We start from the raw sequence: 20,065 nt of genomic DNA, 5'->3' as shown, positions 1-20,065 counted from the left end.
AAAAGAAGCATTATGTTTTACAGAGAAAACGGCCAGTTCAAGACAACTTATCGCGCTGATCAGCAGATATTCCCGATTGCGCAAGATCGCTGGGCGGTGTTGTTGCTCATCGCAGCGGCTTTCATCGTCGTTCCAATGCTGAGCAGTGGCTACATGTTTCGGGCGATTTTGATTCCTTTCTTGATCATGTCGCTGGCCGCCTTGGGGGTGAATATCCTGGTCGGCTACTGTGGGCAAATTTCATTGGGCTCGGGTGCCTTCATGGCTGTTGGTGCCTATGCAGCGTTCAATTTTTTTGTGCGTGTGCCTGGTATGCCGCTGCTGGTGGCACTGATCCTGGGAGGGCTGTGTTCCGCCGCTTTCGGTATTCTGTTCGGTTTGCCCAGTTTGCGCGTCAAGGGCCTTTATCTGGCGGTAGCCACGCTGGCCGCGCAGTTTTTCAGTGACTGGATGTTCCTGCGTATCAAGTGGTTAACCAATGACTCCTCGTCGGGGTCGGTTTCGGTGTCGGACTTGCAGGTTTTTGGTTTGCAAATTGAAAGCCCGACCTCCAAATACCTGCTGTGCCTGTCGATTCTGGTGGTGCTGGCGCTGCTGGCCAAGAATCTGGTGCGCGGCGCCATTGGCCGTGAATGGATGGCCATCCGTGACATGGATGTGGCCGCCGCCGTTATTGGCATCCGACCCATGTATGCCAAGCTCAGCGCTTTTGCCGTGAGCTCTTTCATTGTGGGTGTGGCCGGTGCACTGTGGGGCTTTGTGTATCTGGGGGCCTGGGAGCCTGCCGCGTTTTCGGTGGACCTGTCATTCAAGCTGTTGTTCATGGTCATCATTGGCGGCATGGGCTCCATCATGGGCAGTTTTTTTGGTGCCGCCTTTATCGTAATTTTGCCGATTGCCCTGAACCAATTCCTGCCCCTGCTCGGGGGCGCGTTTGGCATCGAGATTTCAACCTCCGGCATCTCGCACACTGAGCTGATCATCTTTGGTGCCCTGATTGTGTGGTTCCTGATCATGGAGCCGCACGGGCTGGCCAAATTGTGGTCCATTGGCAAGCAGAAGCTTCGCCTTTGGCCCTTTCCTCACTGAGTTTGTTCGTTTATTAGCCGTTTTACCCTTCATTAACCCAAGCACCCCGGTGCTCTACATTTAGGAGACATTCATGAAAATTCGTCATATCGTTTTAGCCAGCGTCATTGCTGCCGCTAGCGCCGGGGCATTCGCCCAAGCCAAGGGGCAATTCTTTCCGGTGCTGTCTTACCGCACGGGTGCCTACGCGCCCAACGGCATCCCTTGGGCCAACGGCCATGCCGACTACATGAAGCTGACCAATCTGCGCGGCGGCATCAACGGTGTGAAGGTCCTCACGGAAGAGTGCGAAACCGCCTACGCCACCGACCGCGGCGTGGAGTGCTACGAGCGCCTCAAGGGCAAGAACGGCGGTGCCACGGTATTCCAGCCGGTGTCGACAGGCATCACCTTCGCGCTGACCGAGAAGGCTCCGATCGACAAGATACCGCTGCTCACCGTGGGCTATGGCCGCAGCGAGTCGCAAGACGGCGGCGTGTTCAAGTGGAACTTCCCCATCGGTGGCACCTACTGGGTTGCCGCCGACGTTCTGCTGCAGCAAATTGGCAAGAAGGAAGGCGGCCTGGACAAGCTCAAGGGCAAGAAGATCACGCTGGTCTATCTCGACAGCCCCTACGGCAAGGAGCCCATCCCGCTGTTACAGGAGCGCGCCTCGATGCTGGGTTTCCAGCTCAGCACACTGCCCGTAACCGCGCCGGGGGTGGATCAAAAAGCCACCTGGCTGCAAATCCGCCAGCAGCGCCCGGACTACATCCTGCTGTGGGGCTACGGCATCATGAACCCGACCTCGCTCAAGGAAGCCCAGGCCACCGGCTACCCGCGCGAGAAGATCTACGGCGCATGGTGGTCGGGTGCCGAGCCCGACGTCAAAGACGTGGGCATGGGCGCCACGGGCTACAACGCCGCGGCCATGCAGCACGGCGCCGAGCCAGGCTCCGCCGTGGTCAAGGAAATCCTCGAAAAAGTTCACGCCAAGGGCCAGGGCACCGGGCCGAAGGAAGAAGTCGGGCAGGTGATGTACATGCGCGGCGTGGTCAGCGCGATGTACGCCATCGAAGGCGTGCGTGCCGCGCAGGAGCGCTATGGCAAGGGCAAGGTGATCACGGCCGAGCAGGCGCGCTGGGGCTTCGAAAACCTGAACCTCACGCAGGCCAAGCTCGATGCACTGGGCTTCAAGGGCGTGCTGCGCCCGGTCTCCACCAGCTGCCAGGATCACATGGGCGTCAACTGGGCGCGCGTGCACACCTGGGACGGCAGCAAGTGGCAGTTCACGAGCGACTGGATGCAGGCCGATGAGCAGATACTCAAACCCCTGGTCAAAAGCGTCGCCGACAAGTATCTGGCGGACAAGAAGATGGCCCGGCGTACGGCGCAGGACTGCCAGTCCTGATTGACATGACACCCCATCCCGGCTGGATGGGGTGTCGAACCTGGCGGCTCGCAGGAGCCGTCAACTCAAAGGCCAGGGCGCCTGCCCTTTGAGTTGGTTACACCCACTAAACGGATTCATGCATGAGTAATTCCAGCATCGTTCTCAACGTCAATGGCATCGAGGTCATTTACAACCACGTCATTCTGGTTCTCAAAGGCGTTTCGCTCAATGTGCCGGAGGGCAAAATCGTGGCCATTCTGGGCGGCAACGGCGCGGGCAAGACCACGACCTTGCGTGCTATTTCCAACCTGCTGCGCGGTGAGCGTGGTGAAGTGACCAAGGGGTCGATTGAACTGCGCGGCGAGCGCATCGAGAATCTTTCACCGTCTGACCTGGTGCAGCGCGGCGTCGTGCAGGTGATGGAGGGACGGCATTGTTTTGCGCACCTGACGATCGAAGAAAATTTGCTGACCGGCAGCTACACCCGCAAGGACAAGGCTGAGGTCGCGCGCAATCTGGACAAGGTCTACACCTACTTTCCGCGCCTGAAGACGCGTCGTACCAGCCAGGCGGCCTACACCTCGGGTGGCGAGCAGCAGATGTGCGCCATTGGCCGCGCCCTGATGGCCAACCCCAGCATGGTGTTGCTCGATGAGCCGTCCATGGGTCTGGCGCCGCAGATTGTGGAAGAAGTGTTCGAGATTGTGAAAGACCTCAACAGACGAGAAAAAGTCACTTTCTTGCTCGCCGAGCAAAACACCAACATGGCCCTGAAATACGCCGACTACGGCTACATCATGGAGTCCGGCCGGGTGGTGATGGACGGTGTGGCCAGCGATCTCGCCAACAACGAAGACGTCAAGGAGTTCTACCTGGGCGTGGGCGGGGGCGAGCGCAAGAGCTTCAAGGATGTGAAGAGTTACAAGCGGCGCAAGCGCTGGCTGGCCTGAAAACGATGACTGCCGTGCGTCGACCCAGTTGCGGCCAGGGCCTTACAGGAAGAAACATGATTGAACATTACGATGCGTTGGAAACGCGCGACCCCACGGCGCGTGAAACTGCCCTGATGATGGCTTTGCCGGCACAGCTGGCCCATGCCAGCGCGTCGTCTCCGGCCTTTGGGCAGATTTTGCAGAACATCAACCCGGCGGCGGTGACCAGTCGGCAGGCCTTGGCGGCCCTGCCCGTGACGCGCAAGCACGAGTTGCTGGAGCGCCAGAAGGCGAGCCGGGCAAGCAGCAATGGCAATGTGTTTGGCGGTTTCAGCGCGATCGGCTTTGGCGAGCGGATGCCGCGCGTTTTTTCCAGCCCCGGCCCTATTTATGAGCCCGAAGGAGCGGCCAAAGACTATTGGCGCATGGCGCGCGCCATGTTTGCGGCGGGTTTTCGTCCACGTGAACTGATTCACAACAGCTTCAGCTACCACTTTGTGCCCGCTGGCTCCATGATGGAGTCCGGCGCCCACGCGCTCGGCTGCACGGTGTTTCCGGGCGGTACCGGCCAGACAGAGCAGCAAGTGCAAGCCATGCGCGAACTGCAGCCGGCGGGCTATATTGGGACACCGAGCTTTCTGAAAATCATTGTCGACAAGGCGCATGAGATGGGTGTGGCACTGCCGAGCGTCAAGAAAGCCATGTTTGGCGGCGAAGCCTTTCCGCCATCCCTGCGGGACTGGTTTGCCGAGCGCGGCATTGCCGGTTACCAGTGCTACGCCACCGCTGATCTGGGCTCGATTGCCTATGAGACTCCGGCCAGAGAGGGACTGGTGCTGGATGAAAATGTGATTGTCGAGATCGTGCGGCCCGGCACCGGTGACCCGGTGCAGGATGGTGAAGTGGGCGAAGTGGTGGTTACGACATTGAACCCCGACTATCCGCTCATTCGCTTTGGCACCGGCGACTTGTCGGCGGTGTTGAGTGGCTCTTGTCCGACCGGGCGCACCAACACGCGCATCAAGGGCTGGCTGGGGCGGGCTGACCAGACGACCAAAATCCGCGGCATGTTTGTGCACCCGGGCCAGGTCGCCGACATCATCAAACGCTTTCCTGAAGTAACGCGCGCCCGGCTGGTGGTGACCGGTGAGATGGCCAACGATGTCATGACGCTCAAGATAGAGACGGCGTGCAGTGGTCCGGATGCGCTGGCCGCCAAGATAGGCGAGGCGATTCGGGATGTCACCAAGCTGCGCGGCGCGGTCGAGATCTTGCTGCCGGGCAGCCTGCCCAACGATGGCAAGGTGATTGAGGACGCCCGCAGCTACCGTTAGGCGTCAAGCCGCGGCGTCAGCAGGCGGCGCTGGCGCCTGTTAAACGCCCCAGACAACCTCGCTGCCATCTTCCTGGCAGCGCTTGAGCATCTCAATAAAGGGCTGCGCCCGCTGGCGCAGGGAGACCGATTCAAAGTGGGGCGCGGGTTCGTTGTGTGCCAGTGCCTCCGCCAGCGCGGCTTTCTGGTCCGCTTCTTCCCTGGCAATGGCCGCTTCCAGTGCGGCAATGGCCGCAGGCATCTGCTCTGGCAGGATGATGCCCTTTTCACCCGTGGTGTCGATGTCTTCAGGCACATCTTTGCCGATGATCTGCAGCACGCGTCGTCCGTTGGGCTGCAACATGATGACGTCACCGGTATTTTTAGATTTGAATTTGTAGAGCATGGTGGCATATCGTAAACTGTTTTTCTGATGCACTCCCTCCGAACTGTCGTCCTTCTGATCTTCATTCCCTGGCTGGCCAGTTGCGCCGATACGGGCTATTACCTGCAATCCGTTGGCGGTCATCTGCAAATGATGAAGGCGGCCCAACCGATTGCGAAGTGGCTGGCTGATGAGAGCGTTGCGCCGGCCTTGAAGCAGCGCCTGATGCTGGCTGAGCGCATTCGTCGCTTTGCCGTGACCGAGCTGCAACTGCCTGACAACGCCAGCTACCATCGCTATGCCGACTTGCGGCGCCGCTCCGTGGTGTGGAACGTGGTGGCGGCACCTGCGTTTTCATTGACGCTCAAAACCTGGTGTTTCCCGGTGGCGGGCTGTGTCGGTTACCGAGGTTATTTCAACGAGGCCGAGGCGCGTGCCGAGGCGCTTGCGCTGCAGCGCGAAGGGCTGGAAGCCAGTGTGTATGGCGTACCGGCCTACTCGACCTTGGGCTGGCTGAACTGGGCCGGTGGCGATCCGCTGCTCAATACCTTCATTCACTACCCGGAAGGTGAGTTGGCGCGCATGATTTTTCATGAGCTGGCGCATCAGGTCCTGTATGTCAAAGGCGACACCCTGTTCAACGAGTCTTTTGCCACGGCGGTTGAACGTCTGGGCGGGGAGCGTTGGCTCTCGGTGCATGGCTCGGCATTGGCCCGCAAAGAATATGCAGAGTTTGATGCCCGGCGCAGGCAGTTGCGGGTGCTGTCGCACGCAACGCGCACCCGGTTGGATGAAATCTATAAACAAAACAAGCCTCCAGCCCCCGTCACTATTGAACAAGTAGCTATGAAAAAAGCAGCAATGCAGGATTTTCGCGATGACTACGCCCGGCTTAGAAGTAGCTGGGGTGGTTACGCTGGCTATGACGCCTGGGTTGCGGGTGCCAACAACGCGGCGTTTGCCGCTCAGGCGGCGTACGACGAACTGGTGCCGGCTTTTGAGGCTTTGTTTGAGCGCCAGGGCCGGGACTGGCAACGGTTTTATGATGCAGTGCGGCAGTTGGCAAAAATGCCGGCGGCGCAGCGGACCCAGGTCCTGAAGCAAACAACAACGGAGCACCTCAGTGGCTGATCTTCATATCTTGCGTCAACACGCGCTTGGACTGGCTGATGCGCGCAAAGTGGCCTTCAAATGGGCCGAGCATGCCGAAGAAGAACTTGGCATGCGCTGCATTTACGAAGAAGGCAAGACAGTTGATGAAGTGTCTTTTACACGCTCAGGTGTTCACGGCACCTTGTCGGTGACCAAGGACAAGTTTGAACTCCAGGCCAAACTCGGTTTTCTGGTGGGCGCGTTCAAGGCACGGATCGAAAGTGAAATCATCAAAAATCTGGATGACCTGCTCACGCCCAAGCCCAAGCTCCGGGCGCATGTGAAACCCCAGGTCAGCAAAAACAAGTGATGCAGGGCTCAGTCGCCAGCATCTGGGGCGACCGGAGCGCCGCTGGCGAGCGGCTGGGGCGGGTGATTTAGCTCAGGGATTCAATCAGGTCAATGTATTGCTGCATGGCATCGTTGCTGCTGGTGCCTTTGAGGTTGCTCCAGGCCTCCCATTTGGCGCGCCCCACCATGTCGCTGAAGCCGGGTTTCTTGTCGGTGTTGTCGCCAACGCTGGCTTGCTTGTAAAGGCCATAAATTTTGAGTAGCGTGGCGTTATCCGGGCGTTCGCTCAGGTTTTTAGAATCGGCAAGGGCAGTTTCGAATTTTGCTTTCAGGTCAGACATGGTTTTCTCCAGATAAATTCAAAAACCCGCAGGTTTGGGGGCATCGCCGGGTATCTTAGTGTGCGTCTTGCCGACAGAATAGGGGTGTTCCCCAGGAACTGTCGTTTTGCTTTTGGTTTGCCCCGTCAGGAGTGTTTATGGTTACCCGAATCGTTGCCAGAAAAGTCGCCACCAAGACCACACGCCCGGTAGCGGGCACACGGGCAAGAAGGAAGGTATCCGAGGACAAAGCTCAGCCAGCCGGGCCGACACAGGAGCGCATGAGCAAGGTCGATACGGCCTGGTTGCGCATGGATTCGCCCAGCAATTTGATGATGATCGTTGGGGTGTGGATCATCAAGCCAGGTGTCAGCTACCCGGCGGTGTGCCAGCGCATTGAGGAGCGCTTGCTGCAATACCCGCGCTTTGGTCAGCGGGTGCAGCAGGATGCAAGCGGTGCCAGTTGGGTGACCGATACGGACTTCCAGATCGAGCGCCATGTGGTGCGCGAGACCTTGCCTGTGACGGCCAAAGGCCGGGAGCAAACGGCATTGCAGGAGCGCCTGGCCGAGCTTGCCATGCAATCGCTCGACATGAACCACCCCCTGTGGGAGTTTCGCCTGGTTGAACATTACCAGGGCGGCTCGGCCTTGATGGCGCGCCTGCATCATTGCATTGCCGATGGCCTGGCGCTGATTGCCGTGACCCAGTCCATGGTGGATGGCGGTTCTGCACCCACTCGCAGCGGGACCCAGCCTGCGCAGGGTGAGGGGCTGGAGGGTGCGGATGACTGGCTTGCCGACACGCTGATCCGGCCGTTGACGGAGGTGGTGGTCAAAGCACTTGACGCGGTGGGGGACGGCGCGGTCAACGCCCTGGAGACCTTGATCGATCCGCAAAAAGGGCTGGAGCAGAGCCTGGAGAAGGGTTTGGCCGGTTCGCTGGATCTGGCCAAAATGGCGTATCACGTTGTTCGGGACGCGGCCGCGCTGGCGCTCATGCCCGACGACTCGCCGACGCGCCTCAAGGGCACGCCTGGCACGCGCAAACGCGTGGCCTGGTGCCAACCGATCCCGCTGGACGACGTCAAGGCGGTCGGGCGTGCGCTGAACTGCTCCATCAACGATGTGTTGTTAAGCTGCGTGGCCGGCTCTCTGGGTGGCTACCTCAAGTCCTTCGGCGATGACGTTGCAGGCAAGGAGATCCGTGCCATGGTGCCGGTGAACCTGCGCCCGATCGAAGAAGCCTACCAATTGGGCAATCGCTTTGGCTTGGCACCGGTGGTTCTGCCCATCGGGATAGAGAACCCAATCGAGCGCGTGTTCGCGGTGCGCGCGCGCATGGGTGAGATGAAAGGCAGCATGCAGCCGCTGCTGGCGTTTGCGCTGCTGGCGGTGGCGGGGGTGTTGATGAAGCCGGCGCAAGACGCGCTGTTGACCCTGTTTTCCAAAAAAACCACCGCCGTCATGACCAACGTGCCGGGTCCGCGCGAGAAGCTCAAGTTTCTCGGCGCCACGCTGGAGCAAAACCTGGTTTGGGTACCGCAGTCGGGTACGGTCGGATTGGGCGTCTCGATCTTGAGTTACGGCGGGGGCGTGCAGTTTGGCGTCATCAGCGACTCAACGCTGTGCCCCGATCCGCAAAAAATCATCGACCAGTTTGAGCCGGAATTTGCCAAGCTGACCCTGTTGACCTTGATGCTGCCATGGAATGAACAGGCTTAACAGCTATTATTTTAATAGCTACATACGACCATTTTATAAGGGCTAGCGGCCAAAACGACAAGAATCTAATCTTCGTCCAGTTCAACCCTTGCCATTTCCACATCCAGCCGTTCCATCGCATCCATGGGCTTGGCGGCAGCGGCTTGCTGGTACAGGCGGGTCGCTTCCTTCATCATTTTGTCGCCATCGAGCATGAGCATGGCGTTGGCGTATTCGATCATGCCAATGGCGGATTGAAAATTCAGCTTGAGGGCCTCCTGGAACAGCCGCAGGCCGATGTCTTTTTTGGCGCCGTAGGTCATGCCACCAATCAGCGAACCCACCTTGTCGATCACCTCCGCGTGAAACGAGCCCAGGGCGATGTGGGCATCGGCGTGTTTGGGCTCGATTTCGATCACGTTTTCCAGCTCTTTTTTCACCTTGCTGCCCAGTCCCTGGGCCAGCGCTTTGGCCACGCTGATACCTTGACTGTAGCGGCCCAGTGCATAAGCTTGCCAGTACAGGGCGTTGAAGTTGCTTGGGTCTTCTGCGGCTTGCGCACTGGCGCGTCGGGCAACGTCCATATAGAGGTCGAGCCGGGCTTTTTCTTGTTGTTCCAGGTAGGTCGCATAAATGCACGCCGCCTTGTTGGCAACGGTGAGACCGGCGCCACCGATTTTGAGGCCCATGTCCCTGGCCTTCTGGAATTCACCGTTGTGAAATAGCGCCCAGGCTTGCAGCACTTTGGCGTCTTTGGGCAGTGGCTCGGCGTCACCCAAGTGCAGCCGCTCCCAGTTCTTTTTGACGCTGGCAGCGGTAAAAACATAATCGCCCGCGAAGGGGAAAGCAGTCCATTTGGCCATTTTTGTCTCCTGTGGCAGGTGTGACCGGCTTTTCTATTTCTCGCTGTTATTGTAGGCGCCCACCAGTTGCAGCAGGTGCTGGCGCTGACTCGGCTCCAGATAGGGTACCAGCAAATTCAAGACGTGGTGCGCACCGCGCAGCAGTGCTGCTTGCGCGTTTTCAGGCTCGAGTGCCCGGCGCGGGTCGCGCACATATTCAAAACTCAGCCAGTAGGTCAGCACCACCACCATGCTGGTGGCCGTGGCTTCGACCTCACGCGAATCAATCCGCACCGCGCCGGTGCGGCTCATGCCGTCCAGCAAGGCTTTGACGGCGCGGGTCTTGTTCTTGAGGACCGATTGGAAATGGGTTTCGAGCCGCCGGTTCTTGCTCAGCAAATCGTTGAGGTCGCGGTATAAAAACCGGTACTGCCAGATCAACTCAAACAGACTGTGCATGAAGAACCAGGCGTCTTCCACGTCGCGCACGCCGTCGCTGGCATTGAGCAACTCGTTCAAGGCGCGCTCGTAACGGCCAAACAGCGAGTTGATGAGTTCGTCTTTGGCCGGGTAGTGGTAGTACAAGTTGCCCGGGCTGATGCCCAGTTCGGCTGATATCAAGGTGGTGGATACATTGGGCTCGCCAAAGCGGTTGAACAGCTCCAGCGTGACCTCCAGAATGCGTTCGGCGGTGCGCCGGGGCGCTTTTTTTACCATGAGGGGCTGCTCTTGTGTGCTGCCGATCGCACGACGTGGCCCAGATCGTCCATGATTTCCTGCAGATTCGCGATGGCGCGCCCCACCTGGCTGGCGGGCTTGGCCGGCGCACTCAGGTGCCGCTTGGGGTCGTCCAGCGATTCGTGGTGCAGGCTGATGCCGTGACGCCGCAGTTTCTCGGACAGACCGGTTTTGTTGGAGCGCAGCATCTGGCGTGTCTGCTGATAAGCGTGCTCGGCCAAGTTGCGGCGCTGGGAGTAGCTGAAGGTATTGGCCAGGTACATCTCCGGGTCCCGGTGGTCGGGCTCAATCAGGATGATGTCGGTGTTTGGGTAGAGGTGCTCGTAGTGCTTCATGCCCAGGCTCAGGCGTGAATGAATCATGGAGCGGAAGGTCTGGCTTAGCACCGCGGGCAGTCCGCCGTCGATGATGCGCGGGATGTGGTGCTTTTCAGCGGGCAGGCCACGCCGCATGACCTTGGCGACCTGCGGTGCCGTGGCATCAAACGGCACCAATGGGTTCAGGCACAACATCAGGTCAACGCCGCTGGCCAGGGCAACGGAGGCGTGCATGGTCTTTTTCAGGGCACCGTCAACATAGTAGTTGTCATCAATTTCCACCGGGGGAAACAGGCCCGGCAGCGCCGCGCTGGCCTGCACCGCCTTGGAGATCGGCACATGGTCCCAGCCCGGGCGACCAAAAGGCACCGCTACGCTGCTGTCCAGATTGGTGGCCACCAAGGTGAGCTGGGTTTTGAGCTGGCGAAAGTCGTTGGTGCGGCCCTCGCGCGCGTAGATACGGGCCAGCTCAACATGGATTTGCTCATTGGAGAAAATGCCGGTGGGCAGGCCGGGGCTCAGGCGTTCCAGTGCCCGGATGAACGATTTTCTGCCCGCCGTGAAATGCCACAAGGCCGATAGCAGCAAACCGGGCAGCATGATGCCGCGGCGCACAAACTCGCCATAGGCGGGCTCCAGCAGCCAGGACGGATCAAACGTTTCGGACCTGTCGGACGTCTCGCTGTCATTCTCTATAAATGACGCACACAGCTCATGGGGGGTGATGCCATTGGCCAAACCGGCGGCTATGAAGCCCCCAGCGGACACGCCAACATAGTGCTGCAACTTGGTGAAGTCGATGCCGTTGAGTGACTCCTGCAGCGCACACAAGGCGCCGATCTCGTAAATGGCACCCAGCGGACCGCCACCCGCCAGTGCCAGCGCGATTCTTGGCGGGCGAGATGTTTTCAGTTTCATAAGCTCAAAGTGTAGAGGTGGGGGTGATGAAAATTTGCTGCAATGCAGCACGATCGGTAACCTGATGAGTTGGGCACGGGCTTGGTTCGCTTCGCGTACGGCGGTCTGTTTCCCAACGGCCAAAAAAGCAAAAAAGGGCGCCTAAGCGCCCTTCAGGGGAATCATCTTGCGCGGCCCTCGCCGCGCAAGCTGTGTCAGTGGCTTCACGACACGCCGTTATCAGGCTTGGGCTGCAGCCGCTTCAACCGTTTCGACCGCGGCTGCTTTGCGCACTGGCGCCGCACGTTTGGCCACCGCCTTGGGCGTCGCTTTGACGACTGGTTTGACGGCCGACTTGGCCGCAGGCTTGACTGTTTTCTTTGGCGCAACTTTGACCGCGGCCTTGGCAGCTGCTTTCGGCACCGGGTTTTTGGCCGAGAGCTTTTGCACGCTCTTGTTGAGCTCATCGATGCGGGCGATCAGGGCATTGACGTCTTTGGCTGAGGGCACGCCGAGCTTGTTCAGCGCCTTGGCCACGCGATCTTCAAAAATGCTTTCCAGCTTGTCCCATTGGCCGGAGGCTTTGGACGAAATATCGGTTGCCATGGTGGACATCTTGCTGGTGGCTTCCGAGATTTTTTCTTCGGCAACCGATTGTGTCTTGCGTTGCAAGCTCACGCCTTCCTTGACCAGGGCCTCAAAGGCCTTCGAGCCTTCGGCCTGGGCCTTGTTGAAAGCGCCCAGACCCGCCTGCCAGATTTGCTGGGCTGAATCTTTGACTGATCCCTTCAGACGTGTGTCGGTCTTCTTTTTGGGGGTAGTTTTCTTCAGTTTTGTGACCATGAGGCGCTCCAGATAGGGTGTGAGTTGCTTGAACCGGGTTGCACTCATGGGATTGAGTGCATGAGCAGCACTTTAAAGGCTCGTTGAATCGTCGTGTAGGTGGTACCTCCTAATTCTCTAGGGCGCGGACCCTAGCCGGGCGCGGGTTTATGCTGAATAGACATGGGTCCGGTTTCAGCCAGAATAGATATTCTCTAATTGGAGGCTTTCATGCAGTATTTTGTTACCGGTGCCACCGGGTTCATTGGCAAGCGGCTCGTCAAAAAACTTCTTGAGCGCAAGGGCTCGGTGGTGCACTTCTTGATTCGTCAGGAGAGTGAGGGCAAGGTGGCGGGTTTGCGCAAGTACTGGGGTGCCGGCGCCGCGCGGGTGGTACCTGTGTTTGGCGACCTGACTGCCAGAAAGCTGGGTGTCTCTGCCGATGCCATCAAACAAATCAAGGGCCAGATTGACCATTTCTACCATCTGGCTGCCGTCTATGACCTGGGGGCTGATGAAGCCAGCCAGATTGCCGTCAACATTGAGGGAACCCGCAACACGGTGGAACTGGCTGCTGCCATTCAGGCCAGGCACTTTCACCATGTGAGCTCGATCGCGGCGGCTGGTTTGTACGAGGGCGTGTTCCGCGAGGACATGTTTGAGGAGGCCGAGAACTACGAGCACCCTTATTTCATGACCAAGCATGAAAGTGAAAAAATTGTGCGCCATGAGTGCAAGCTGCCCTGGTCGGTGTACCGGCCGGCCATGGTGGTGGGCGATAGCAGTACGGGTGAGATGGACAAGATTGACGGACCCTACTACTTCTTCAAGCTGATTCAGCGCATGCGCCAGGTGCTGCCGCCCTGGATGCCGTCGGTCGGACTGGAAGGTGGACGCGTCAATATTGTGCCGGTGGACTTTGTGGTGAACGCACTGGACGCTATCAGCCACCAAAAGGGAATCACGAAAAAATGCTTCCACCTGGTGGATCCGGTGGGCTACCGTGTGGGTGACGTGCTCGACATTTTCAGTCGCGCCGCGCACGCGCCCAAGATGAATTTGTTCATCAATGCGGCTCTGCTCGGCTTCATTCCCCGCAGTGTCACCAAGGGTCTGATGGCGCTGGCGCCGGTGCGCCGGGTGCGCCAAGCCATCATGAAAGACCTGGGCCTGCCCGAGGACATGCTCACGTTTGTGAATTACCCCACGCGGTTTGACTGCCGCGACACCTTGGCCGCGCTCAAAGGTACGGGGGTTGAATGCCCCAACCTGAAAGACTATGCCTGGCGCCTGTGGGATTACTGGGAGCGTCATCTTGACCCCGCTCTGCATATTGACCACACCCTGCGCGGCACGGTGGCGGGCAAAGTGGTCCTGATCACCGGTGGTTCATCGGGCATCGGCCTGGCGACCGCCCATAAATTTGCGGAGGCCGGTGCCATTACAGTCATTTGCGGTCGTGACGTCGACAAACTCGAAGAAGCCTGCAAGGAGGCCAAAGCCAAAGGCTACAGTTTCATCGCCTACCCGGCAGATATTGCCGACATCGCGGACTGCGACCGGTTTATCAAGCAGTTGATTGACGACCATGGCGGCGTGGATTTCCTGATCAACAACGCAGGCCGCTCCATTCGCCGTGCCATTGAGTCCAGCTACGATCGTTTTCATGACTTTGAGCGCACCATGCAGCTCAATTATTTCGGCTGCCTGCGCGTCACCATGGGACTGCTGCCGGGTATGGTGGCCAAACACAAAGGTCATGTGGTCAATATCAGCTCCATTGGCGTGCTCACCAACGCGCCGCGTTTCAGCGCCTATGTGGCCTCCAAGGCCGCCCTGGAAGCGTGGGCTCGCTGCGCATCGAGCGAGTTTGCCGATCAGGGCGTCAGCTTTACCACCATCAACATGCCATTGGTGCGCACCCCCATGATCGCGCCGACCGGGCTGTACAACAACGTGCCCACGCTGGCGCCCGAAGAGGCCGCCGACATGGTTGCCGAAGCCTGTATTTTCAAACCAGTGCGCATTGCCACCCGGCTGGGCATTACGGGTCAGGTTTTGCATGCCGTGTTGCCGCGTGTGGCGCAGATTGCCATGAATACGGCCTTCCGGATGTTCCCGGACTCGGGCGCCGCCAAGGGCGCGAAGCCGGGCGATAAAGTGGTGAAACAGCATCTGTCGCCAGAGGCAGTCGCCATGCAGCAGATGATGCGGGGGATTCATTTCTGAGTCAGTTGCTCCGGCCTCCTTCTTTATTGACTGACTTGAATTCGTGACAATAATTCTCGCCGTCTAATTTCCTGATTGGATTTGGCAATATTCGGGGAATATGTCGTCGTCTGGCGCACTGCATCGGTTCGTCAATCTGCTCAATTGGACGCAAATAGGCGGCTGTGACGGGTTGGCAAGCTCCGAAAAAGCGACGCTGACTATTAAATATTTGAAAAACAAATCTTGATGAATGGACGTAAAAATAATATGCATCAACCAATTGAAGGTAATAAGAAGAGATAATCTGATGTATTAAAATGATTTAGGCAAAGGGCCCGCCAAGGCCGTCAGCGCAGAGATTTTCAATTTTCCAAGATAGAGGATTCAGCATGAGTGATTTGATCGAGATTCAAAGTCAGATAGAGAAACTGCAAAAGCAGGCCAGTGATATCAAGGCACGGGAGTTTGGCAAGACGGTGCAGGATATTTTGGCCAAGATGCAGGCTTTTGGTATCACCCTGAAGGATTTGCAGCCTGGCAAGGCACGCGGGGTCAAGGGCAAAGCCAAAACCACCAAGGTCGGCAAGGCCGGTGCTGGTGTCAAACTCGCTGGCGCCACCAAGAAAGTCGCCTTGCCGGTGGCTGCCAAATACCGGGGTCCCAATGGGGAAGGCTGGAGCGGCCGAGGTTTGACGCCGCGCTGGTTGACAGCGCTGCTGGTGGATGGAAAAACCAAAGAAGATTTCGCGATCAAGAGTTGATGTAACCCATGACCGACGTTAGCAACATTGCGCCGCGCGACAAGGCCGAAATCCTGGCCCAGGCGCTGCCCTACATCCGCAAGTTCCATGGCAAGACCATGGTTATCAAGTACGGCGGCAACGCCATGACCGACCCGGCATTGCAGGCCGATTTTGCGGAGGATGTGGTGCTGCTCAAGCTGGTCGGCATCAACCCGGTGGTGGTGCATGGCGGCGGGCCGCAGATTGAAGCCGCCTTGAAGCGCTTGGGCAAGAAGGGCGAATTCATCCAGGGCATGCGTGTGACCGATGCTGAAACCATGGAAATTGTCGAATGGGTGCTGGGTGGCGAAGTGCAGCAAGACATCGTGGGTTTGATCAACCAGGCCGGCGGCAAGGCCGTGGGCCTGACCGGGCGTGATGGCGGCATGATCCGCGCCCAGAAACTCAAGATGCGCGACAGCGCCGATGCCAGCAAGGAGTACGACGTCGGCCAGGTCGGCGACATCGTCAGCATTGACCCCAGCGTCGTCAAGGCGCTGCAGGACGACGCTTTTATTCCCGTCATCAGCCCGATCGGTTTTGGCGAGAACAATGAGAGCTATAACATCAATGCCGACGTGGTGGCCGCCAAGCTCGCCACCGTGCTGAAGGCAGAAAAGCTGATGATGCTCACCAATATCAGCGGCGTGCTCGATAAAGCGGGTAATTTACTCACCAACCTGAGTGCCCGCCAGATTGACGACTTGTTTCTTGATGGCACCATCAGCGGCGGCATGCTGCCCAAGATCAGCGGTGCGCTTGATGCCGCCAAGAGCGGTGTCAACTCGGTGCACATCATTGATGGCCGGGTGCCGCATGTGCTGCTGCTGGAGATTTTGACCGATCAGGCCTTTGGCACGATGATTCGCTCTCACTAACAAAACAACAAAAGCCGATTCCAAGGCGACCCTGCCGGACTCGCGCCGACCAAGGGCCTGGGGCCGGAAGCTGAGCGCATTGAGAATTAATTTGCTATTCTTATGATAGCTATATGTGCTTATTCCACGGGGGCTGGAGGCTAATTTAATGCGATTATTGTTGGTGGAAGATGACGTCATGGTGGCCAGTGGCATCAAGCTCGGCCTCACCGACGCCGGTTACGCCGTGGACTGGGTTGGCAATGCCGAGCGTGCGCTGGAAGCCATGCGCCACGAATCGTTTGACGTGGCTGTTCTCGACATTGGTCTGCCTGGCATGGATGGTCTGGCGCTGACCCAGCGTTTGCGCAAAGACGCGCCCGCCATGCCCGTGCTGCTGCTCACCGCCCGCGACGCCCTGCACGAGCGGGTGCAGGGGCTCGACAACGGTGCCGATGACTACATGGTCAAACCGTTCGAGTTGCCCGAGTTGCTGGCACGCCTGCGCGCACTTTTGCGCCGCTCGCAAGCGGCCACCTCGGCGGTGCTCAGTTTTGGCGCGCTGGAACTCAACACGGCAACGCGGCTGGCCTGCCTGCGTCCCAGCGGCCAGCCTATCGAGCTGGGGCCGCGTGAGTGGACGGTGCTGGAGTACCTGCTCATCAACGCGCCCAAACCCGCCAACAAAGACAAGCTGCTGCAGGCGTTGACCGGGTGGGACAAGGAGATCACACCCAATGCGGTGGAGGTGTACATCTCCCGCTTGCGCGGCAAGTTGGAGCCGCATGGCATCGGGCTGCGCTCGATTCGTGGCTTTGGCTACCGTCTGGAACTGATCGAAGTCAGCCTAAGCGATTCGCGCCATCCAGCTCCTTGACCGATGCAACTGGCAACCATGTCCTCCGGCCTGCAGCGGCGCTTGCTGCTGCTGTTATTGGTGCCCCTGTGTCTGCTGGCCGGCGTCAGCGCCTGGTTTGACTACCGTTATGCCGACGCTGCCGCCTTGCAGCAAGATCGCCAACTGCTCAAGCTGGTGCCCTTGCTGGCGGACTCGGTGATCGCCAAAGGCAAAACGTTCGATGCCCCGCCGGTCCTGCTGATGGCTCCGGTCATCGCAGAATTTCTCAGAGACCGGGTCGGTCTTTCAGCCTTCTGCATTGCCGATCTGGAGGGGCAGGTGCTGCTGGGCCATGACTGGTTGAGCGGGTTGCCACCGACCACACGCGAGCCTGAGTTCGCCAGCGCAGAACAGGGCGGTGTGACCTACCGCATTGTCTCGCAGCGCCTTCAAACCGCCGCTGGGGAGCTGGTCGTGCGTTTGGCAGATGGGTCCGATCCGCGCCAACAGTGGGTCAAACTGGTGCTGCTCAAGGTCTTGTTGCCCAATCTGGTGCTGATGGTGCTGGGGGTGTTTGTGGTCAATTGGGCGGTCAGACAGGCGCTGCGTCCCTTGCTGGACCTGAAGGAGGCGGTCGAGCAGCGCTCGCCGAGCGACTTGAGTGCGATGGATGTGCAGGCCTCGCCCGAAGAGGTTCGCCCGCTGGTGCAGTCGCTGAACCGCTTGTTCGGTCTGGTCAACGCCCAGGCTGAGAGCCAGCGCCGCTTTGTGACCGACGCCGCGCATCAACTGCGCACGCCGCTGGCGGGCCTGCAGGCGCAGGTTGAGGCCTGGGCGCAGGCGGCCAGCATGCCCGTAGCCACTTGTTCATCCTGCGGGGAATTTATACAAAACAGCCTTCTAGCCCCCGTGAATAAAGGGCCGGCAGCTATAAGTATAGGAGTAGATCAAATCAGGCGCCTGCGCGATGCCACGCGTCGTACCTCGCAATTGGCCAACCAACTGCTGGCCTTGTCGCGTGCCGACGCCCACGGTCTGGACCAACAGCCCCTGCAAACCGTCGATTTGAAAGAGCTGTGCGAAACCCTGCTGGAGGCGCATCTGGATGCCGCCACGGCCAAGCAGATCGATTTGGGGCTGGATGTGCAAGCCGTGCAGGTGGCCGGTCACGCGTGGTTGTTGCGCGAGCTGCTCGGCAACCTGACGGACAACGCGCTGAAATACACACCGGCGGGCGGCGTTGTCACGCTGCGCTGTGGTCGTATGCCCGATGGCGGCGCCGCATTTCTGGAGGTTGAAGATAACGGCCCGGGTGTGCCGGTGGAGGAACGCCAGCGTGTGCTGGCGCGCTTTTACCGTATGCCCGGCACGGCCAGCCAAGGCAATGGCCTGGGCCTGGCGATCGTTGACGAGATTGCCCGGGCGCACCACGGTCTGCTGGTTGTCGGCAACGCCCGGGAGGGGCGCGGTGCCCGCTTTACCCTGGTGTTTCCGGTCTGACCCCCGCAAAAACCCTTGGTAGCGCTATGCGAGAATGAATTCAACCCACTGTCCTGTGCCCATGTCTAACGCCGAATTGACCTCCTCCCAGCTCTCTTTCCCAAGCGCCGACAACCGCGAACCGGCCGCTCTGGCACGCAAACGGCTGAAACCGGGGGAGCGCCGGGAGCAGATACTGCAAGCCTTGGCGCAGATGCTGGAACAACCCGGCTCGGAGCGCATCACCACCGCGGCCCTGGCGGCGCGTCTTGAGGTCAGCGAGGCCGCGTTGTACCGGCACTTTGCCAGCAAGGCGCAGATGTTTGAGGGCCTCATTGAGTTCATTGAACACACGGTGTTTTCGCTGGTCAACCAGATTGCCGAGCGTCAGAGTTCGTCCGCTACGGAAGGTATGGTGGCCGCCGGGGCGGGTCCAGTGCTGGACGCCGTGACCAGCGCCCAGGCCGGCGTGCGCCAGGCGGGGCAGGTCGTCACGATGCTGCTGCAGTTCGCCGAGAAAAATCCCGGCATGACCCGCGTCATGGTGGGTGATGCGCTGGTGTTCGAGAACGAGCGCCTGCAACAGCGCATGAACCAGTTTTTCGACAAGATCGAATCCAGCCTCAAGCAAAGCCTGCGCGCGGGCGCCGAGTTGAGTGGTTCGGCCACACCCAGTCTGGATACCCAGGTGCGGGCGTCGGTCCTGATTGCTTTTGTCGTTGGTCGCCTGCAGCGCTTTGCGCGCTCCAACTTCAAGCGCCTGCCGTGCGAGCACCTCGAAGCCAGCCTGGCACTCATGCTCTGAATAACTTTAGACAATCATGAAGCTTGTACGTTTTGGCCAAGCTGGCAAAGCTCGTGGTGTCCTTCAAACGCTAATTAGTGCGGGTAAACCCGCGTTCTGACTAGAAAAATCTCTCTAGATGGGGCCTCTGGGCCGCATGGCGTTCAGATTTGTTGCAAAATAGCACGATCGTTCTTTTCTAGCGTTATGACCTCTACCAAATCACCTGTTCAATTTGCACGCTCCAGTCGCCGCCCGGGCGCGAGCGCCGGGCACGCCTTGCACAAGGGGCAGCAGACCAAGCAGGCCATTATTGACGCCGCTTTGGGGCTGGCCGCAGAGATCGGACTGGAAGGCCTGAGCATTGGGGCCTTGGCCGAGGTGACCCGGATGAGCAAATCGGGGGTTTTTGCGCATTTCGGATCGCGCGAAGAGCTGCAGATTTCCGTCATCCGCGAGTATTACGCCCGTTTTTATGACGAGGTTTTTGCCCCGGCCATGGATGAAGCCCGGGGCCTGCCGCGGGTGCGGGCCCTGTTTGCCAACTGGATGAAACGCGTGGCGATCGAACTTCAGTCCGGCTGTATCTTCATCAGTGGTGCGGTTGAGTTTGATGACCGTCCCGGGCCGGTGCGTGATGCACTGGCGAGTTCGGTCAAGACCTGGCTGGCCGCCATGTACCGCGCCGTCGTCCAGGCCAAGCAGGAAGGGCAGCTCCATGAGGATGCTGACGAAGAGCAAATGGCCTTCGAAATCCATGGCCTGATCCTGGCCTTGCACTATGAAGCCCGGTTTTTGCAAAACCCGGCCGCTATCGGGCGCGCCCACACCGGCTTTGACAATATTCTCAAACGCTACGGCAAGTCTGCCGCTGGCGCATCACCCCGTTCCCCCGCATCCAATCGAAATTTAAAGGAGAAGTAAGCATGCCGACCTATACCC

Annotated in this window: 20 protein-coding genes; 14 read left to right on the top strand and 6 right to left on the bottom strand. The window is 59.2% G+C overall.

Features of this window, described 5'->3' with window-relative positions; all coding sequences use genetic code 11:
* Nucleotides 1–12 precede the first annotated feature (12 nt).
* The 4 genes from WA157_RS01005 (at nucleotide 13) to WA157_RS00990 (ending at nucleotide 4,727) form a co-directional block, all read left to right on the top strand.
* Nucleotides 13–1,089: a branched-chain amino acid ABC transporter permease gene (locus WA157_RS01005; RefSeq protein WP_422619171.1), complete on the top strand. Its 1,077-nt coding sequence runs from the start codon at nucleotides 13–15 to the stop codon at nucleotides 1,087–1,089.
* A gap of 73 nt (nucleotides 1,090–1,162) precedes the next feature.
* Nucleotides 1,163–2,479, top strand: coding sequence for an ABC transporter substrate-binding protein (locus WA157_RS01000; protein WP_422619170.1), 1,317 nt, complete (start codon nucleotides 1,163–1,165; stop codon nucleotides 2,477–2,479).
* Nucleotides 2,480–2,601: 122 nt separating this feature from the next.
* Complete coding sequence (locus WA157_RS00995) at nucleotides 2,602–3,411, top strand: ABC transporter ATP-binding protein (protein ID WP_422619169.1); 810 nt, start codon at nucleotides 2,602–2,604, stop codon at nucleotides 3,409–3,411.
* A 56-nt stretch (nucleotides 3,412–3,467) separates the two neighbouring features.
* On the top strand, nucleotides 3,468–4,727 hold the full coding sequence (locus WA157_RS00990) for a phenylacetate--CoA ligase family protein (RefSeq protein ID WP_422619168.1): 1,260 nt from the start codon (nucleotides 3,468–3,470) through the stop codon (nucleotides 4,725–4,727).
* 39 nt (nucleotides 4,728–4,766) lie between these two features.
* Here the strand turns inward: WA157_RS00990 and WA157_RS00985 are convergent, their stop codons facing one another.
* Nucleotides 4,767–5,111: a DUF1840 domain-containing protein gene (locus WA157_RS00985; protein ID WP_422619167.1), complete on the bottom strand. Its 345-nt coding sequence runs from the start codon at nucleotides 5,109–5,111 to the stop codon at nucleotides 4,767–4,769.
* A gap of 27 nt (nucleotides 5,112–5,138) precedes the next feature.
* On the opposite strand from WA157_RS00985, the gene WA157_RS00980 reads away from it, so the two are divergent.
* Both WA157_RS00980 and WA157_RS00975 read left to right on the top strand, forming a co-directional pair.
* Nucleotides 5,139–6,221 (top strand): aminopeptidase, encoded by a 1,083-nt coding sequence (locus WA157_RS00980; protein WP_422619166.1) that lies wholly within the window; start codon nucleotides 5,139–5,141, stop codon nucleotides 6,219–6,221.
* Nucleotides 6,214–6,552, top strand: coding sequence for a polyhydroxyalkanoic acid system family protein (locus tag WA157_RS00975; RefSeq protein WP_422619165.1), 339 nt, complete (start codon nucleotides 6,214–6,216; stop codon nucleotides 6,550–6,552). Before WA157_RS00980 ends, WA157_RS00975 begins: the two co-directional genes overlap by 8 nt.
* A 67-nt stretch (nucleotides 6,553–6,619) precedes the next feature.
* On the opposite strand, the gene WA157_RS00970 is transcribed toward WA157_RS00975, so the two are convergent.
* Nucleotides 6,620–6,874: an acyl-CoA-binding protein gene (locus WA157_RS00970; protein WP_422619164.1), complete on the bottom strand. Its 255-nt coding sequence runs from the start codon at nucleotides 6,872–6,874 to the stop codon at nucleotides 6,620–6,622.
* A gap of 137 nt (nucleotides 6,875–7,011) precedes the next feature.
* Here WA157_RS00970 and WA157_RS00965 point away from each other — a divergent pair, with 137 nt between their 5' ends.
* Entirely contained in the window at nucleotides 7,012–8,577 is a 1,566-nt protein-coding gene (locus WA157_RS00965) for a wax ester/triacylglycerol synthase family O-acyltransferase (protein WP_422619163.1), read from the top strand.
* 65 nt (nucleotides 8,578–8,642) lie between these two features.
* On the opposite strand, the gene WA157_RS00960 is transcribed toward WA157_RS00965, so the two are convergent.
* The 4 genes from WA157_RS00960 to WA157_RS00945 form a co-directional block, all read right to left on the bottom strand.
* On the bottom strand, nucleotides 8,643–9,419 hold the full coding sequence (locus WA157_RS00960) for a hypothetical protein (RefSeq protein WP_422619162.1): 777 nt from the start codon (nucleotides 9,417–9,419) through the stop codon (nucleotides 8,643–8,645).
* A gap of 33 nt (nucleotides 9,420–9,452) precedes the next feature.
* The gene (locus WA157_RS00955; RefSeq protein WP_422619161.1) at nucleotides 9,453–10,115 is read right to left on the bottom strand and encodes a TetR/AcrR family transcriptional regulator; all 663 of its coding nucleotides are present in this window, start codon (nucleotides 10,113–10,115) and stop codon (nucleotides 9,453–9,455) included.
* On the bottom strand, nucleotides 10,109–11,371 hold the full coding sequence (locus tag WA157_RS00950) for a patatin-like phospholipase family protein (protein ID WP_422619160.1): 1,263 nt from the start codon (nucleotides 11,369–11,371) through the stop codon (nucleotides 10,109–10,111). The genes WA157_RS00955 and WA157_RS00950 overlap by 7 nt, the downstream gene beginning before the upstream one ends.
* Before the next feature lie 219 nt (nucleotides 11,372–11,590).
* Nucleotides 11,591–12,193: a phasin family protein gene (locus WA157_RS00945; protein WP_422619183.1), complete on the bottom strand. Its 603-nt coding sequence runs from the start codon at nucleotides 12,191–12,193 to the stop codon at nucleotides 11,591–11,593.
* 210 nt (nucleotides 12,194–12,403) lie between these two features.
* Between WA157_RS00945 and WA157_RS00940 the strand changes: the two genes are divergently transcribed.
* From WA157_RS00940 to WA157_RS00910, 7 genes are all read left to right on the top strand, one after another.
* Nucleotides 12,404–14,401 carry an SDR family oxidoreductase gene (locus WA157_RS00940; protein ID WP_422619159.1) on the top strand — a complete coding sequence of 666 codons (1,998 nt, stop codon included), beginning with the start codon at nucleotides 12,404–12,406 and terminating at the stop codon, nucleotides 14,399–14,401.
* A 371-nt stretch (nucleotides 14,402–14,772) separates the two neighbouring features.
* Nucleotides 14,773–15,144, top strand: coding sequence for an H-NS family nucleoid-associated regulatory protein (locus WA157_RS00935; protein ID WP_422619158.1), 372 nt, complete (start codon nucleotides 14,773–14,775; stop codon nucleotides 15,142–15,144).
* Nucleotides 15,145–15,152: 8 nt separating this feature from the next.
* Entirely contained in the window at nucleotides 15,153–16,043 is an 891-nt protein-coding gene (gene argB, locus WA157_RS00930) for an acetylglutamate kinase (RefSeq protein ID WP_422619157.1), read from the top strand.
* A 148-nt stretch (nucleotides 16,044–16,191) separates the two neighbouring features.
* Nucleotides 16,192–16,899, top strand: a complete 708-nt coding sequence (locus WA157_RS00925; protein ID WP_422619156.1) for a response regulator transcription factor — start codon at nucleotides 16,192–16,194, stop codon at nucleotides 16,897–16,899.
* Nucleotides 16,900–16,902: 3 nt separating this feature from the next.
* Nucleotides 16,903–18,360 carry an ATP-binding protein gene (locus WA157_RS00920; RefSeq protein ID WP_422619155.1) on the top strand — a complete coding sequence of 486 codons (1,458 nt, stop codon included), beginning with the start codon at nucleotides 16,903–16,905 and terminating at the stop codon, nucleotides 18,358–18,360.
* A 61-nt stretch (nucleotides 18,361–18,421) separates the two neighbouring features.
* On the top strand, nucleotides 18,422–19,144 hold the full coding sequence (slmA, locus tag WA157_RS00915; RefSeq protein ID WP_422619154.1) for a nucleoid occlusion factor SlmA: 723 nt from the start codon (nucleotides 18,422–18,424) through the stop codon (nucleotides 19,142–19,144).
* Nucleotides 19,145–19,330: 186 nt separating this feature from the next.
* Complete coding sequence (locus WA157_RS00910) at nucleotides 19,331–20,047, top strand: TetR/AcrR family transcriptional regulator (RefSeq protein WP_422619153.1); 717 nt, start codon at nucleotides 19,331–19,333, stop codon at nucleotides 20,045–20,047.
* Nucleotides 20,048–20,065 lie beyond the last annotated feature (18 nt).

The sequence above is a fragment of the Rhodoferax ferrireducens genome (assembly GCF_049302455.1).
In the GTDB taxonomy this organism is placed as follows: domain Bacteria; phylum Pseudomonadota; class Gammaproteobacteria; order Burkholderiales; family Burkholderiaceae_C; genus Rhodoferax; species Rhodoferax ferrireducens_B.
The sequence above is the reverse complement of the archived record's forward strand: the minus strand, read 5'-3'. Positions and strand labels throughout refer to the sequence as shown.

Bases quoted from the DNA above. Each gene is read 5' to 3' on its own strand.
- WA157_RS01000 (WP_422619170.1), top strand. From the start codon at position 1,163: ATGAAAATTCGTCATATCGTTTTAGCCAGCGTCATTGCTGCCGCTAGC.
- slmA (WP_422619154.1), top strand. From the start codon at position 18,422: ATGTCTAACGCCGAATTGACCTCCTCCCAGCTCTCTTTCCCAAGCGCC.
- WA157_RS00910 (WP_422619153.1), top strand. From the start codon at position 19,331: ATGACCTCTACCAAATCACCTGTTCAATTTGCACGCTCCAGTCGCCGC.
- WA157_RS00945 (WP_422619183.1), bottom strand. From the start codon at position 12,193: ATGGTCACAAAACTGAAGAAAACTACCCCCAAAAAGAAGACCGACACA.
- WA157_RS00940 (WP_422619159.1), top strand. From the start codon at position 12,404: ATGCAGTATTTTGTTACCGGTGCCACCGGGTTCATTGGCAAGCGGCTC.
- WA157_RS00920 (WP_422619155.1), top strand. From the start codon at position 16,903: ATGCAACTGGCAACCATGTCCTCCGGCCTGCAGCGGCGCTTGCTGCTG.
- WA157_RS00925 (WP_422619156.1), top strand. From the start codon at position 16,192: ATGCGATTATTGTTGGTGGAAGATGACGTCATGGTGGCCAGTGGCATC.
- WA157_RS01005 (WP_422619171.1), top strand. From the start codon at position 13: ATGTTTTACAGAGAAAACGGCCAGTTCAAGACAACTTATCGCGCTGAT.
- WA157_RS00960 (WP_422619162.1), bottom strand. From the start codon at position 9,419: ATGGCCAAATGGACTGCTTTCCCCTTCGCGGGCGATTATGTTTTTACC.
- WA157_RS00935 (WP_422619158.1), top strand. From the start codon at position 14,773: ATGAGTGATTTGATCGAGATTCAAAGTCAGATAGAGAAACTGCAAAAG.
- WA157_RS00970 (WP_422619164.1), bottom strand. From the start codon at position 6,874: ATGTCTGACCTGAAAGCAAAATTCGAAACTGCCCTTGCCGATTCTAAA.
- WA157_RS00965 (WP_422619163.1), top strand. From the start codon at position 7,012: ATGGTTACCCGAATCGTTGCCAGAAAAGTCGCCACCAAGACCACACGC.
- WA157_RS00990 (WP_422619168.1), top strand. From the start codon at position 3,468: ATGATTGAACATTACGATGCGTTGGAAACGCGCGACCCCACGGCGCGT.
- WA157_RS00985 (WP_422619167.1), bottom strand. From the start codon at position 5,111: ATGCTCTACAAATTCAAATCTAAAAATACCGGTGACGTCATCATGTTG.
- WA157_RS00980 (WP_422619166.1), top strand. From the start codon at position 5,139: ATGCACTCCCTCCGAACTGTCGTCCTTCTGATCTTCATTCCCTGGCTG.
- WA157_RS00955 (WP_422619161.1), bottom strand. From the start codon at position 10,115: ATGGTAAAAAAAGCGCCCCGGCGCACCGCCGAACGCATTCTGGAGGTC.
- WA157_RS00950 (WP_422619160.1), bottom strand. From the start codon at position 11,371: ATGAAACTGAAAACATCTCGCCCGCCAAGAATCGCGCTGGCACTGGCG.
- argB (WP_422619157.1), top strand. From the start codon at position 15,153: ATGACCGACGTTAGCAACATTGCGCCGCGCGACAAGGCCGAAATCCTG.
- WA157_RS00995 (WP_422619169.1), top strand. From the start codon at position 2,602: ATGAGTAATTCCAGCATCGTTCTCAACGTCAATGGCATCGAGGTCATT.